12 protein-coding genes are annotated in these 15,161 nt (G+C 68.9%); 6 read left to right on the forward strand and 6 right to left on the reverse strand.

The window, feature by feature from the left end:
• The first annotated feature begins 16 nt into the window (after positions 1 to 16).
• A complete protein-coding gene (locus IG65_RS35980) occupies positions 17 to 484 on the forward strand; it encodes a hypothetical protein (RefSeq protein ID WP_051756471.1) in 468 nt (155 codons plus the stop codon).
• Positions 484 to 2,070: an FAD-dependent oxidoreductase gene (locus tag IG65_RS0119215; protein WP_036525170.1), complete on the forward strand. Its 1,587-nt coding sequence runs from the start codon at positions 484 to 486 to the stop codon at positions 2,068 to 2,070. Before IG65_RS35980 ends, IG65_RS0119215 begins: the two co-directional genes overlap by 1 nt.
• On the opposite strand, the gene IG65_RS0119220 is transcribed toward IG65_RS0119215, so the two are convergent.
• Complete coding sequence (locus IG65_RS0119220; RefSeq protein WP_030516318.1) at positions 2,067 to 3,029, reverse strand: triacylglycerol lipase; 963 nt, start codon at positions 3,027 to 3,029, stop codon at positions 2,067 to 2,069. The two genes, IG65_RS0119215 and IG65_RS0119220, sit on opposite strands and share 4 nt — an antisense overlap.
• A 127-nt stretch (positions 3,030 to 3,156) precedes the next feature.
• Positions 3,157 to 3,804: a TetR/AcrR family transcriptional regulator gene (locus tag IG65_RS0119225; RefSeq protein ID WP_081879589.1), complete on the reverse strand. Its 648-nt coding sequence runs from the start codon at positions 3,802 to 3,804 to the stop codon at positions 3,157 to 3,159.
• A gap of 44 nt (positions 3,805 to 3,848) precedes the next feature.
• Between IG65_RS0119225 and IG65_RS0119230 the strand changes: the two genes are divergently transcribed.
• Positions 3,849 to 4,790, forward strand: coding sequence for an alpha/beta fold hydrolase (locus IG65_RS0119230; RefSeq protein ID WP_051756472.1), 942 nt, complete (start codon positions 3,849 to 3,851; stop codon positions 4,788 to 4,790).
• 6 nt (positions 4,791 to 4,796) lie between these two features.
• Here IG65_RS0119230 and IG65_RS0119235 read toward each other — a convergent pair whose 3' ends face one another.
• Positions 4,797 to 5,807 carry an AraC family transcriptional regulator gene (locus IG65_RS0119235; protein ID WP_030516321.1) on the reverse strand — a complete coding sequence of 337 codons (1,011 nt, stop codon included), beginning with the start codon at positions 5,805 to 5,807 and terminating at the stop codon, positions 4,797 to 4,799.
• 122 nt (positions 5,808 to 5,929) lie between these two features.
• Here IG65_RS0119235 and IG65_RS0119240 point away from each other — a divergent pair, with 122 nt between their 5' ends.
• Positions 5,930 to 6,775 carry an SDR family NAD(P)-dependent oxidoreductase gene (locus IG65_RS0119240; protein WP_030516322.1) on the forward strand — a complete coding sequence of 282 codons (846 nt, stop codon included), beginning with the start codon at positions 5,930 to 5,932 and terminating at the stop codon, positions 6,773 to 6,775.
• Between the two features lie 51 nt (positions 6,776 to 6,826).
• A complete protein-coding gene (locus IG65_RS0119245) occupies positions 6,827 to 8,470 on the forward strand; it encodes an acyl-CoA synthetase (RefSeq protein ID WP_030516323.1) in 1,644 nt (547 codons plus the stop codon).
• Positions 8,471 to 8,546: 76 nt separating this feature from the next.
• Here the strand turns inward: IG65_RS0119245 and IG65_RS0119250 are convergent, their stop codons facing one another.
• Complete coding sequence (locus IG65_RS0119250) at positions 8,547 to 9,707, reverse strand: acyl-CoA dehydrogenase family protein (RefSeq protein WP_030516324.1); 1,161 nt, start codon at positions 9,705 to 9,707, stop codon at positions 8,547 to 8,549.
• Between the two features lie 136 nt (positions 9,708 to 9,843).
• Positions 9,844 to 10,494 (reverse strand): TetR/AcrR family transcriptional regulator, encoded by a 651-nt coding sequence (locus IG65_RS0119255; RefSeq protein ID WP_030516325.1) that lies wholly within the window; start codon positions 10,492 to 10,494, stop codon positions 9,844 to 9,846.
• A 102-nt stretch (positions 10,495 to 10,596) separates the two neighbouring features.
• On the opposite strand from IG65_RS0119255, the gene IG65_RS0119260 reads away from it, so the two are divergent.
• Positions 10,597 to 13,557, forward strand: a complete 2,961-nt coding sequence (locus IG65_RS0119260) for a crotonase/enoyl-CoA hydratase family protein (protein WP_030516326.1) — start codon at positions 10,597 to 10,599, stop codon at positions 13,555 to 13,557.
• Positions 13,558 to 13,681: 124 nt separating this feature from the next.
• Here the strand turns inward: IG65_RS0119260 and IG65_RS0119265 are convergent, their stop codons facing one another.
• Positions 13,682 to 15,118 carry an FAD-binding oxidoreductase gene (locus IG65_RS0119265; protein ID WP_063833679.1) on the reverse strand — a complete coding sequence of 479 codons (1,437 nt, stop codon included), beginning with the start codon at positions 15,116 to 15,118 and terminating at the stop codon, positions 13,682 to 13,684.
• Positions 15,119 to 15,161 lie beyond the last annotated feature (43 nt).

Raw genomic sequence — 15,161 nt, forward strand, 5'->3', positions numbered from 1 at the left:
CGCACACTTCCCTGTCATGGACAACACCCTCGCCCGGCGCAGCAGCGAAGAGTTACGCGCACTGTTTCGGACTGCGGCGTGCCCGGACCTCGCGGAGGTGACGGGACGTCTCGAGGCCGAGCTCGCCGGACCGGCGCTCGTGCGTGCGCTGGCCCCGATAGCGTTCCGGCTCACCGGCCTGGCGGACTGGTGGGGTAAGGATCTGCGACCAGCTCCCGCGGGGGACGGGCTGACGGGGTACAACCTCGCCGGCCCGCGCGGCGAATCGGCCACCCTGCCGCTGCGCGCGACCATCGGTCCCTCCCGGCTCGACGGCGCGCCGGCCGTGGTGGTCAGCTATGCATCCGATGCCCCCTTCCCCTGGCGGCGGGTCGTCGACGATCTGCGCATCCTTGCGGACGGGACCGTGCTGGGCCTGACGTTCGGCCTGCCCCTCACGCCCCGCGGCGGCTCGCCTTTCCTGCTGCGACGGGAGGTTCGGTGATGCGCGATTGGATCGTGATCGGATCCGGTTTCGGCGGCAGCGTCGCCGCGTTGCGACTGGCCGAGAAGGGATACTCCGTCACCGTGGTGGAGAAAGGCCGCCGCTACCGGGACGAGGACTTCGCCACCAGCGCATGGCAGGCCCCGCGCATGCTGTGGGCTCCGCGCATCGGCCTCAGAGGGATCCTCCAACTGCGGCCGATGAAGCACGTATCGGTGATCTGCGGGGTCGGCGTCGGCGGCGGGTCCCTGGTGTACGCGAGCACGCTGTACGTTCCGCACTCCGACGACTTCTACCGGCACGAGCAGTGGGCCGAGCTCGCGGATTGGCGAGCGGTGCTCGCTCCGCACTACGCCACCGCCGAACGCATGCTGGGGGTAGTGGACTGTCACAGCGACGGTCGAAGTGAGCAGATGATGCGCGCCGTCGCGGCCGACCTCGGTGTGCCGGATGCCGTGCACCAGACCAGAGTGGGGGTGTATCTCGGCACTCCGGGCAAGACGGTGCCGGATCCCTTCTTCGGCGGTGCCGGACCTGAACGCACCGGGTGCCTACGCTGCGGCGAATGTCTGCTCGGTTGCCGCCACGGCGCCAAGAACAGCCTGGTCAAGAATTATCTCCACCTGGCCGAAGGGTTCGGAGTCGAGATCCGGCCCGAACGCACGGTCGTCGGTATTCGCCCGCTCGGCGCCGCCGACGGCAGCGACGGTTACGCCGTCACTACCGAACGTTCCGGCGCCTGGATACGGCGTGACCGCCAAGTCGTGCACGCGCACGGAGTCGTGTTCGCGGGCGGAGCGATGGGAACGAGTGAACTGCTCACCCGAGCACGCGCGACGGGTTCGCTACCGAGACTGTCGGACCGTGTGGGGCATTTCGTACGCACCAACAGCGAAGCCATCACCGCGGTCACCGCGCACGACCGCTCGGCCGATCTCGCCACCGACCTGACCATCACGATGAGTGTGCATCCCGACGAGCACACCCATGTCACCAACAACACCTACGCGGCGGCCGGTGACGCGTTGGCCTTGACCTTCGGGCCGTTCACCGGCGGCCGGCGGCGAACCCTGCAATTCGTGCGAGAGATCGCCCGGCATCCGTTCCGCTGGCTGAATCCCATGCGCATCCGTGGCTGGTCCCGCCGCACCGTCGTCTTCACCGTCATGCAAAGCCTCGACAGCTCACTCCGGTTGCGTCCCAAGAGATTCGGTTCGGGGATGGCCACCGTCGTCGACGATGCCGGCACAGCCCCGGCGAGCTATCTGCCGATCGCGAACCGGTTCACCGAACTGGCGGCGCGACACATCGGCGGCTACCCCGAAAGCTCCGTCGCCGAATCGCTGATCAGCTCGCCCACCACGGCTCATATCCTCGGCGGCGCCGTGATCGGGCCCGACGCGAGCCGAGGAGTGGTCGACCGATACCACCGGGTCTTCGGCTACCGCAATCTACTGGTGACCGACGGGTCCGCGGTACCGGCGAATGTGGGCGTCAACCCGAGCCTCACCATCACCGCCATGGCCGAGGAGGCACTGAGCCACATTCCGGCCAAATCCACCCCGCGAGAAGCGGATTCGAACTAGCGGCCGGCGCTCATTCCAGGGTAGAACGGGTCGACCTGCATACATGGCACGGGCTCGGCCTCGGAGGGGGTGAGGGCGTTCTTCACGTAGCGCCAGGCGCGTTCGCTGTAGGCGATGGCGAGATGTTCGGACAGATCCTGCGGGCAGCCGTCCTGCAGGAGGATATTCGTGACGTTCGGTCCGTCGAGGAAGCCGTTGGTGTACGGGGTGGCGATCTCGTCGTATTTGGAGACGATCGTCGTATAGTGCGGGCCCGGCCGAGTGTCGCCGCTGCCGTACACCTGCTGGACCAGCTCCGAATACTGGGTCTGCTGCGCGAAGGCGGGCAGCAGCGCGGCGACGATCCGGTAGCCCATCTCGCCGAACGGCGGGATGAAATAACGGAGGTAGGTGAGCATATCGCCGGTCGAACCGTGATTGCCGGGTGCGAGGCCGATCATCTTGTCGACCTTGGTGTCTCCGCCGAGAAAGTCGATGTAGTAGTGCGGTAACAGTCCGCCGCCCTGTGACCATCCGACCAGGTCGACCTTCTTCGCTCCGGTCTCGTTCATGATGCGGTCGACCTGTTGCGAGATCTCCTCGGCAGAGCTGCGGATATCGGCCAGCCCCTGCACCGGGGAGGACGGGACCGCGGTGATGTTGCCGTAGTTGAAGGTGTAGACGCAGTAGCCCTGGTCGGCGAGAAAGGGTGCGCCGGCGGTGTATGCCCACTGGGCGGTGGCGGTGGCGTTGAGCAGGATCACCGGGTTCGGGTGTTGCGGGGTGAGTCGGCAGTTCGGGTCGTTGGCACCGGCCGGATGCCAGTGCGCGTCGAGTGTCTGATCGAGCATCTTCGGGATGGCGGCCCGGAAGTCCCACTGCACGGGATAGGTCGGTTCCGCTCCGGCGTTCGGAGCCATCGCCGCCGCTGCCAGCAGTGCGACCACTGCTGTCCACAACCTTCTTCCGAGCGTCCGCATCCCTCTGATCCTCCGAAAAGTCTTGTTCACGTGCTGAACCCGCATCTGGCAACGTGCGGAGCCAGAATGTTACGGCTGAGACTCGCCTGCCGTGGTGACTTTCGGACGAAAGGCCGGGATGGGTCGGTCAGCGCATCGGAGTCGTGACGAGCGGAGCGATGACGCGGCGGGCGAGGTCGCGCGCGACGGTTTCGTCGTCGAGGTCGAAGCCGGTGGGCGGGAAGAGGAGATAGCCCAGCGTGAGCCGGATGACCGCGCCGGCTTGCAGGTCCGGGTCGCCGGGCGGCAGTGTGCCCTCGGCCTGTCCGGCGCGTATCCGGGCGGCGACGAAACGGTGGCCGATGTCCATCGGGGACGGATCGCCGGAGGTGAGCGCCGTGAGCAGCTCGGCGTTGTACGGCGCTCCGGTGTTGTTCGCGAGCAGTTGCCGGCGCAGGCGCAGGCAGGCGACGAAAGCTTCGGCGATCCGCTCGGTGGGGTCGGTGACGGTGAGGTATGTCGAGGTGATCTCGGTGAGGAAGTCGTGCAGCGTATGCGCGACGGCCGCCTCGAACAGAGCGTCGCGGCCACCGAAGCGCCGGAAGAGGGTGGCACGACTCATCCCGGAGCGGGCCGCGACGTCGTCCATCGTCGCGGCGTGTGTGCCGTGTTCGGTGAGTACGCGCAGCGCCGCCTCGTAGACGCGCGCCACCTCCGGACCTACGGGGGTGGCTGCGACGGCCTTGTCGATCGCGCGGCCGAACAGGCTTGTCAGCGGCACAGATGAACGAGGCATCGGACCATCGTCTCACTTGAGACTTATATGCTAAAAATAGTCTCATGAGTGAAGCGGTGGCCGACGGGCGGCAGCGAGTGTCGGCCGACGGCCCGGTGCAGGTGCGCCAGATTCGCAGTGCGGACGGCACTCGCCTGCATGTGGAAATTCACGGCCCCGTGGACGGGCCCACGATCGTGCTCACCCACGGTGTGCTGTGCGCGCTCGGTTTCTGGCGCAACCAGATCGCGGCACTGTGCGGGGAGTTTCGTGTGGTGGCCTTCGACCATCGCGGTCACGGTCGTAGCGAAGCCGCCCGGCGTGGCCGCTACACCCTCGAACACCTCGCCGACGATCTGCACGCCGTCGTATCCGCCACGGTCCCGGCCGAGCGGCCCGCCGTGATCGCCGGACATTCCCTGGGCGGTATCGCCGTGATCGCCTGGGCGAACAGATATCCCGGTGAGGTGGCTGCCCGCGCTCGCGCGGTCGCCCTCGTGAACACCACACCCGGGGAGATCCTCGACAACGTGCAGTTCCTGCGTGGCCCGCGGCGACTGGCCGGTGCCCGCCGCCGACTGGCGCGGACGGTGGCGCCGCTGGCGGGCCTCCCGCTGCCGCGCCGGATGCCGGTGCGGCACCGGTTGCTGTCCCATCTCGCTCTCGGAACCGCCTCCGCGCGGCGGGTCGGCCGTGAACTCGATCGGATGATCGGCGCCACGTCCGCACGCGGCCGAGGTGGGTACGGGGCGATGCTGGTGAATCTCGTGACAGCGCTCGATCCGAGCTCTCTCACGGTCCCCACGATGGTGATCGCGGGCAGCAGGGACAAGATCGCTCCTCCCGCGCGATCGCGGTTGATCGCCTCGGCGCTGCCCCGGTTGATCGAACTCCGCGAAGTCGACAGCGGGCATTGCGGGCCGCTCGAGTGCGCCGACGAGATCACCGCGGCGTTGCGTGAACTGGCCTGCGCCCCAGTCGAATCCGCTGCTCCCGGAAGCGCGTGAACGGGGTCACCTCGCAGAGCGGGCGAAGCGGCCCGGAGTCGTGCCGGTCCAGCGGGTGAAGGCGTGAGTGAAGGCGGAAGCGTCGGCGTAGCCGAGTCGGCGGGCGACCTCGTCGACGGTGGTGCCGAGGGTGAGGAGTTCTTCGGCGAGGAGGTGGCGGGTCTCGGCGACCAGGCCACGGTAGGAGGTGCCTTCTGCGTCGAGGCGCCGACGTAGGGTGCGCACACTCATGCGGAGATCGGCGGCGATATCTTCCTGGGCGGCGGTGACGCCGCGGGTCAGGAGGCCGGCGCGGACGCGGGCCGCGGTGCCGTCGCGCCGGCGCCGGCGTTGCATGATCTCGGCCGCTTGCTGGTGGGCGAGCGCGGCGACATGTGGATTCGCCTGGGGCATGGGAAGTTCCAAGATTTCCCGCGTGAGGATGAGCCGGGTGACCGGTGCGTCGAAGGTAGGGTAGACCCCGAGCAGTTCGGTGAACCGCTCGGCGTAGGCAGGTGCGGGACAGGCGAGTTCGACGGTCGTGGGCGGTACCGCCGCGCCGAGCAGTTCGCGATCCAGCGTGATGAGTTCGGCCAGGTCGCGTTCGAGCAGGAACTGCCGCAGTGCGGACGGCGCCGCCGAGTAGTCCAACGTCACCGTGGCGCCGGTGGGGGTTTCCTGAATGCGCCAGCGGGCGAAGGAATGGGCGATGTCCATATGCTCGATCCCGATGCGCAGCGCTTCGCGTACGGTTCGGCTCGTCATCACCGCGAATGCCCAGATGCCGTGTGCTGCAAGGTGATAGCGCTGCCCTGCGGCCAGGCCGAGGCCGGGAATATGCCCCAGCCGCGTGACCAGGTTCTGGACCACCCGCAATTCCTGTGCGGCGCGGACCTCGCCGTTCGCATCGTTCAGAATCGACAGGGTGATATCCGAGCCGTCGAGGCATTGCGCGAGGGTCAGGCCGTGGGTGAGGCCGAGCTGAACCAGGATCGCGGCGCTGGTGCTCGACCGCGGCATATTCGGGTGGACAGCCATGGGCCCATCCTCGGACAGAATGGCCGAAAAGCACAAGTCTTGGCCGGTTAGATCATGGATCGGCAGGGCGTCTGCTTCCTAACCTCGTGATACGCGAGACAAGCGAGGAGTGGAGAGTGGGTATGGGGCTGGCAGGCATGCGGGTGGCGGTCACCGGCGGTGCGAGAGGTATCGGGCGAGCCACCGCGGCGGCCTTGGCCGCGTCGGGAGCGCGGGTGGTGATCGGCGACATCGATGCCGACACACTGGCGGCGACGGCCGCGGAACTGACCGCCGCGACGGGTACCGACGTGATCGGCGTCCCGCTGGACGTGCGTGATCGCGAGTCATTCGAGAACTTCCTGGATCGGGCCGAAGCGGAGCTCGGCGGGCTGGACGGCCTGGTCAACAACGCGGGGATCATGCCGACCGGCTCGTTCCTCGAGGAGCCGATGGATCTGGCCGACCGGCAACTGGACATCAACCTGCGCGGGGTGATCATCGGATCGAAGCTCGCCGGTCGGCGGTTCGCCGCTCGCCGCCGCGGCCATATCGTGAACGTGGCCTCCGTTCTCGGCTTGGTCGGAACGCCGGATGTCGCAACGTATTCGGCGACCAAATTCGGCGTCGTCGGCCTCGGTTCGGCGTTGCATCAGGAGTTGGCGGCATTCGATGTGCACGTGAGCACCCTGTGCCCGGCCTTCGTCAACACCGAGCTGATCGCCGGGCTGTCTCCGAACCGGATCACCCGGGTGATCGGCTTCGTCGAACCCGAGGATGTCGCGCGCGCGGTGGTCGACGCATTGGCTCGCCGCCGCGGCGGGCTGCGAGTCGTCCCCCGCATCGGCGGGATCGCCATCGCGCTGCTCACCGCGATGCCGGAAGGGCTGCGCAATCGGTTCGGCCGCCTACTGGGCAGCCACGACACCGTGTCCGGCGCCGATATGTCGCAGCGAGCGCGCTATCTCGAACGTGCGGGCCGGAGCTGAGAACACGCGGCCTTTCCGCGAAACATCTTGTCCCGAGGAGGAATTCACTTCATGGCACGGAATCTCGAGAGCCTGGTGGCCGGGCTCGGTGACGCGGCCGAGACGCTGCGCGCCGTCGTCCGCCTGCATCAGCGCGGCGTGATCGACTTGACACGCCCGGATCGGGTCGCGCGCATGGCCCGGGAGAACCGGATCTACGGTCCTCCGGCGGCGTTGATCATGGCGGGGGCCCGCCACCACCCGCACCGGCCCGCGATCGCCGACGAGCGCGGCGTGCTGACCTACGGTGAACTCGACGCGCAGTCCAACGCACTGGCCAATGCGCTACTGGCGCAGGGGCTTACGGCCGGTTCGGTGGTCGGGGTCCTGGCGCGCGACCATCGCGGGCTGGTGCTGGCGATCAGCGCGGCCGGTCGCGCCGGACTGCGGCTGGCCATGATGAACACCGGATTCGCCAAGCCGCAGTTCGCCGAGGTCGCCGCGCGGGAGAACGTGCGAGCCATGTTGCACGACAGCGAGTTCGGCGACCTGCTCGATGCGCTACCGCCGACGCTGCCGCGCATCCTCACCTGGGTGGACGAGGGGCACGCGGTACCGGCGGGCGCGCGCACCGTTGATGAGCTGATCGACGCGGGCGACCACCGGATGCCACCGGCGCCGGCACAGCCGGGTGGCTTCATCATCCTCACCAGCGGTACCACGGGCCTGCCCAAGGGGGCGCCGCGCACCAAGGTGACACCGCTGGCGAGTGCGATGATCGCGGACCGTATTCCGTTCCCGCGCAGGGGCTCTGTGGTCATCGTGTCGCCGATCTTCCATTCGACCGGTTTCGGGACGTGGACCGTGGCCACCGCCCTGGGCAACAAGACCGTGCTCTTGCGCCGGTTCGACGCCGAGGCCACGTTGCGCGCGGTGAGCGAGCACCGTGCCGAGATGCTGGTCGCGGTGCCGACCATGCTGCATCGCCTGGTGGCGCTGGGTCCCGACGTCATCGGCCGCTACGACCTGTCGGCGCTGACAACCATTGCCGTGGCGGGCTCGGCGTTGTCCCCGGAGCTGGCGACCCGGGTGCAGGACACCTTCGGCGACGTGCTCTACAACCTCTACGGTTCGACCGAGGTCGCGGTGGCGACGGTGGCGCAGCCGCACGAATTGCGCCGTGCCCCGGGCACCGTCGGTCGCCCGCCGGTGACGAGCAGGATCGCGTTGTTCGACGACGAAGGGCGCCGGGTGAGCACCCGGAACGTCTCCGGTCGGGTGTTCGTGCGCAGTGGCGCGCCGTTCGAGGGGTACACCGACGGCCGCCACAAGCAGTTCATCGACGGGTACATGTCCACCGGCGATATGGGCCGGATCGACGAGCACGGGCTGCTGCACATCGACGGCCGCGACGACGACATGATCGTCTCCGGCGGTGAGAACGTCTACCCGCTGGAGATCGAGAACCTGCTCGCGGCACGGCCCGACATCGACGAGGTGTCGGTCGTCGGCGTGCCCGACGACGAGTTCGGAAAACGCCTGCGCGCCTACATCGTTCCAGCGCCCGGAGCCATCGTGAACGCCCCGGACATCAAGGCGTACGTGAAGCAGAACCTGGCCCGCTACAAGGTTCCCCGCGATGTGGTCATCCTGGACGAACTGCCGCGCAATGCCACCGGCAAGGTCCTACGCCGAGTGCTGGAAGAGATGGACTGACCGCGGGTGGCTCCCACCTCACCGCGACCGGGGCGGCCGGTCGCGGTGAGGCGTCCGCGCCGATCGATCGTCCGGCTCAGGCGTCGTAGCCGAAGAGCTTGGCCGCCAGATCGGTCATCACTTCGCTGGCGCCGCCGCCGATGCCGAGGATGCGCGCGTCACGGTAATGGCGCTCCACCTCCGATTCCCGCATGTACCCCATGCCGCCGTGCAACTGGACGGCCTCGTCGACGACGTGTTTGACGGCCGCGACGGCGGAATTCTTCGCCAGGCAGGCTTCGCCGACGACGAATTCGCCGGCCGTGGCTCGCACGGCGACCTGGCGGGTGAAGGTGCGGGCCAGCTCGATCCGGCGGCGCATCTCGACCAGCTTGTGCCGCACCACCTGCCGGGCGATCAGCGGCTTGCCGAAGCTCTCCCGCCGCCGGACGTGGTCGAGGGTCAGATCCAGGCAGCGCTGCGCGATCGCGTACGCGTGCACCGCGATATTGACCCGCTCGGTGACGAAAGCCGCACCGAGCAGCGCGAATCCACCGTTCTCGGCGCCGACCAGATTGGCGGCGGGTACCCGGCAATCGGTGAAGGTCAGCTCGGCGGTGTCCGAGCACAACCAGCCCATCTTCTCCAGCTTCCGCGACACGCCGAAACCCGGAGTGCCGGTGTCGATCACGAGCAAGCTGATGCCGCCCGCGCCCGGTCCGCCGGTGCGCACCGCGGTGGTGACGAAATCCGCGCGTGTGCCGGAGGTGATGAACAGCTTCGCGCCGTTGACGACGTAGTGATCGCCGTCGCGGACCGCGGTGGTGCGCACGGATCCGACGTCGGAGCCCGCCTCCGGCTCGGTCACCCCGAGCGAACCGATCAGGTCCCCGGAGAGGGTAGGGCGCACGTACCGGTCGATCAGAGTGGTGTCGCCGGCGGCGACGATGTGCGGCAGCGCGATCCCGTGGGTGAACAGGGCGGAGTGGCAGCCCGACGAGCCGCCGGCCTCGATGAACGCCTCGGTGGCGACGGTCATGTCGACGAGATCCCCGCCGTCACCGCCGTACGCCTCGGGCGTGCCGATGCCGTACAGTCCGGATTTCGCCGCGGCCCGGTGCAATTCGCGGGGTAGAGCACCCTCGCGTTCCCACCGGTCGAGATGCGGCGCGACCTCGCGGCGAACGAAATCGCCCACCGCCGCGCGTAGCGCGAGACGTTCCGGCGTGCGGTAGGGGTCGGTGTAAGCGACAGTCATGATCACTCCTGAGATGTGCGGGATCGGATGCGTGCGTAAGGTTTTCGGGCGCCGGGCAGCGACCGGCGCCACCGCGGACAGGCGGTGGGACGGTGTATTCGGATGTCGTCGCGGGACGTCCCCGGACGGGTGTGGATCAGTCGATGGTTCCAGTGAGGATCGGCGCGACGGCGGCGCGGGCGACGCGTTCGGCCGCCGCGGGATCGGTCAGATCGATGGCATGGCTCGGTGTGGCCAGGTAGCCGATGATCAGGTGCACCAGGGCGTCGGCCTGGGCATCGGGGTCACGGACCGGGATCTTGCCGTCCGCTTGGGCTTTGCCGATATTCGCGCGAATGGCGTTGAAGGCCAAGGTGATCGGTGAGGGATCGCCCTGGCCGAGAGCCTGGATGAGTTCGGCTCGGCGCAGTGGGTCGGCATCGCGGAACAGGATGTGGTCGCCCAGTCCGAGCCCGGTGAGAAAGCCGAGCACCACCTGTTCGGTGGGATCGGTGACTTCGGTGAAGCGGTCGGCGAGGTCGGCCAGGATGCGGCCGATATCGCGAGCCAGCGCCCGTTCGAACAGCTGGTCCTTGCCGGTGTAGCGGCGGAACAGCGTCGTGCGGCCGACCCCGGCCTCGGCCGCGATGTCGTCCATGGTCGCCTCGCGGGTGCCGCGGCGCGCCAGGACTCGCAACGCGGCGTCGAGGACCCGCGCGTCCGTCGCGTCGTCGCTGGGCGCCGACTGCGGAAGCAGGGTCATCGCGCGGCTGAGCAGGCTGGACAGCGGCGCACCAGGTCTGGTCACGCGGTCATCTTGACACGTGGAACCACTATCCGTCTAATAGTTCCACGGAACTATTTCGCAAATAATAGTTCCGCCGATGGAAAGGGCTAGGTAGTGGCTGACGTGGGTCGACTTCCCCAGGTGATGCGCCAGGCGCGCGCTCGAGTACGTGCGGTGCGCGCACTCGCCGGCGCCGTGACGAGCGATCCGGCGATTCTGCGCGACGTCGTCGGGGGAGTGCTGGGCAGGCCCGCCACGCCTCCGGCCGGCCCGGCCGTCTCCGAGGCGTACACCCCGCCGGACGGGCTCGCGGACTTCGACAAACGAGCCCACGCGAGCAAGCATCTCGACCGTCCGGTGGCCGAGGTAGCGGCCTATCTGACCGATCCGGGCCGCTTCGCCGAATGGCTGACCATGCACGCGGCCTTCCGCGGCGAGGCACCCCGCAGTGTGTACCCCGGATCGGAGTTCGCTCAGCAGGTGAAGTTCATGGGCATCCCGGCCGAAGTCGCCTGGACCGTGGTCGCGGTGGACGAGACCGCGCTGGTGCTGCGCGGCGCCGGGCCGATGGGGTTGACCCTCGGCTTCTGGCTGACCGTGCGTGCCGAGGGGAACGGGGCGACCGCCTACTTCGACGCCGGGCTGTCGGGACAACCCGTCGACGGCCCGCTGGGTGCCTCGCTGGTGCGAAGCCTGTCGGAGGCCCTGCGGGAATCACTGGACCGTGTGCCGGACTGTATCGCCGCGGCGGGGCCCTTCACCGGCGCGAAATCGGTGCGCAAACCCGTGCTGCACAAGGCGTCCGGTCGCACGATCGCGCCGAATACGCCGGTTCTGGTCGGTGCCGGACAGCTGGTGCAGCAGCAGCCGAACACCGCCGAGGACCCGGCGGCGCTGGCGGTGCGAGCACTGCGGCTGGCCGCGCGGGACGCCGGGGAGGGGCAGTCGCTGCTCTCGGCCGCCGACGCGGTGTTCGCGGTCGCCAGTGCCTCCTGGAAGTATCGAGACCTCGGCGCCCTGGTGGCGCGTTCGGTCGGCGCCGACGGAGCCGATACCGTGCAGTCCTCGACCTACGGTGGCGACGGTGGCCAGCTGCTGGTCAATGAAGCGGCACAGGCGATCGCCGACGGCACCTACGAGATCGTGCTGGTGACCGGCGCGGAAGCGGGCGCCACCATGGCCGCCGCGCAGCGCGCGGGCACCGAGGTGACGTGGCCGGAACAGGGCCCCGAGGTGGAGCCGACCCGTATCGCCGGGATCGACAAGGAGGCCAACAACGCCGCCGAAATCGCCGTCGGGCTGGGTGCGCCCATCTACATGTACGCGCTCATGGAATCGGCCAACCGGCACCGGCTCGGCCGCGATCCGAAGCAGCATCTCGAGGCGATCGGCGAGCTGTGGTCGCGGTTGTCGGCGGTGGGCGCCGACAATCCGAATGCCTGGCTGCCGCAACGGTTCAGCGCGCCGGAATTGACCACACCGACCGCGGACAACCGGACGGTATCGGCCCCGTACACCAAACTGCTGTGCGCCAATTTGCAGGTGGATATGGCCGCCGGACTGGTGCTGTGCAGCGCCGCCGCTGCCGAGGCGGCCGGAATCCCGCAGGACAAATGGGTGTTCGTCCACGCCGGCGCCAGCGCGCACGACGAATGGTTCGTCTCCGAACGCGCGGAACTGGCTGCCTCCCCGGCGATCCGGGCCGTCGGCGCGGCTGCGCTCGAGCATGCCGGCCTGACCATCGACCGGATCGGTCCCGTGGACCTGTACTCCTGCTTCCCGGTCGCGGTGCAGATCGCGGCGCGTGAACTCGGGCTCGCCACAGACGATCCCGAACGCTCGCTCTCGGTGACCGGCGGACTGACCTTCGGCGGCGGGCCGGGCAACAATTACGGCACCCACGCGATCGCCACCATGGTCGCGCAATTGCGCGCCGACCCTGATGCCTTCGGGCTGAGCACCTCACTCGGCTGGTACGTCACCAAGCACGCGCTGGGCATCTATTCCGCCACACCACCGCAGCGGCCCTACGCCCATTTGCGGCCGGTCGTCGACAATCCGCCCGCCCGTCCGGTCCGGACCGAGTACGAGGGACCGGCGGTGGTCGAGGCCTACACGCTGCCCTACGGACGTGACGGCGAGCCGGAGGCGGCGATCATCAGCCTGATCACCCCCGACGGTACGCGAGTGCTGTTGCGCAGCAACAGATCCGATCTCGTCGCCGAACTGCGCGACGGTGATGCGCTGGGCCGGTCCGTCACGGTCGGTGACGGCGATATCACCTTCGATGGCACGCAACGCCACGAGTTGCCCGCGCCCCCACCGCCGCCCGTGCTGGTGGAGCGCCGCGGCCCCGTCATGATCATCACGATGAACCGCCCCGAGGTCCGCAACGCGGTCGATCACGCCATGGCACTCGGGCTCGAAAAGGCCTGTGACGCTTTCGAAGCCGATCCGAACGTCCGCGTCGCCGTCCTCACCGGCGCGGGCGGCTATTTCAGCTCCGGCATGGATCTGAAAGCGATGGCCCGGGGAGAAGCCCCGCTGACCGAAAATCGCGGTGCTCTGGGTCTGGCCGGTAAGCCGCCGCGCAAACCGTTGATCGCCGCCGTCGAAGGCCCTGCCCTCGCGGGCGGCTGTGAACTGGCTTTGGCCGCGGATCTGATTGTCGCCGCGAGCGATTCGCAATTCGGCATACCGGAGCCCAAACGCGGCCTGATCGCCGCCGCCGGCGGCGTCATGCGTCTGCGGGAGCGTCTGCCGCGCAATATCGCCATGCAGCTGGCGCTCACCGGCGACCCCATGCAGGCGACCCGGCTGGCCGAACTCGGCCTGATCAATATCCTCGCCGAACCGGGCCGAGCACTCACAGCGGCTCTGGAATTGGCCGAACGCATCGCCGCCAACGCACCGCTCAGCCTGGAGGGCAGCAAACGCATCGTCGACGAGACATCCGACTGGACCACGGCCGACGCCTTCGACAAGCAATACGACATCGCGTCCACCGCATTGTTTTCCGAAGACGCCGCCGAAGGTGTGCGCGCCTTCACCGAGAAGCGCGCCCCGGTCTGGAACGGCCGCTGAGTCCCGCACTACCGACGAGCAAGAGCCTCCCATGCGATAGGAAACCCGGAACGACCTGCCGCACCCCTCGGGGTCTTTCGACCGGTGGCAGGTCTTTCCGGATGCCGCGCGTCCCCGCCGGCGGTCAGCGGGCGGGCATTGTCCAGCGGGCGGCCGGGTCGAACATGCCGGCCGGGTCGTAGCGGCGGCGCGCCTCGACCAGGCGTTCGCGCTGACCGGCGGTCCAGGCCGCCATGGTTTCGGCGGCGCTCCGTCCGTGCGGATCGCGGGTGAAGTTCGGTGTGGCCGCGCCGAGACTCCACGGGGAGAAGGCATCGATCACGGTGTCCAGTGCCGCGGGGACCGCCGCCGCGATCGGCGGTGCCAGCACGCCGACCACGAGGAGGTTGAAGGCGGCCTGCCTGCCCGCAACCGTGGTGGGCGACAGCGAATCTCGCGCGAGTGCGCCACCGAGAGCGCGGATCTCGGTCATGGTGATCGGCAGTCCGCGCGCGGGACCGGCGGCCTCCAGCAGCGCGTCGATGGCCGCGTCGGGCAGTTCGCGCAGCAGCGTGGACCGATCGGCAGCGGGCATGGGGTCGACCGGGTCGTTGTGGATGGACGCGAGTGCCGCATACGGCATCTCGGCGATCGTGTCCAGCATCGGTGATGCCACCGACCGCAGCGGCTGCAGCAGCGCGGCACCCTCGGCAGCGTCGCCGACATGGGCGTAGCGCAGGTGCAGCACCGTCGCACCGCGCAGCGGCTCCGGAATCTCCGGCAGCGGAGGAAGATTCAGGACAGCCACCGAACTGGTCACGGCCTCCGGCACGGTCGCCACCCAATTCCGCCAGGCCCGCAGCACCGTCGCCGCATCGTCCATCCGATAGGTGAGACCGCCGGCGTACAGGCTGCGAATCGGGAACAGCCGGAAGGTCATCTGCGTGACGATTCCGAAGGCCGCGCCGCCGCCGAGCAGCGCCCGGAACAGATCGGGCTCGGCCTCGGGCGTGACCCGGCGCAGCGTCGCATCGGCGGTCACCACCTCCATGGCGGTCACATGATCGGCGGCGAACCCGTAGGTGCGCGCGATCGGGCCCAGACCGCCGCCGAGGGTGTAGCCGACCACACCCACACTGGTCGATGACCCCGCCAGCGCGGCGAGTCCGAACGGGGCGGCCGCATCCAATACCTCCTGCCAGCGCACGCCCGCGCCGACCGTCGCGGTGCGCCCGTCCGGATCGATCGCTATCGCGTCCAGGAGCGCCGTGTCGATCAGGATGCTGTGCGGAGGCGTGGGGCTCGCCCCGTGCCCGGTGGCCTGCACCGCGACCGTGTAGCCGGCAGCGTTGGCGACGCTCACGGCGGCCGCGACATCGGCGGCGCCGGCGGCCACGACGACGGCCGCCGCCCGGTGCTCGGTCGCGATGTTGAACCCGGCTGCCGACAGGCGATATCCGTCCTCGCCGGGGGTGTGGACCCGACCGGCCACCGCCGCGCGCAGGCGCTCGGCGAGGGCGACACCGGTCAGTGGTTGCCGCCCGGTTCCGGTCGGCGCGGGCGGATCGAAGACGCTGGACATGTGACTCCTGAAGTCGCTGATGGTGAACGTCTTCAGCACACCG

This window comes from Nocardia sp. NRRL WC-3656 (genome assembly GCF_000720265.1).
Classification (GTDB): domain Bacteria; phylum Actinomycetota; class Actinomycetes; order Mycobacteriales; family Mycobacteriaceae; genus Nocardia; species Nocardia nova.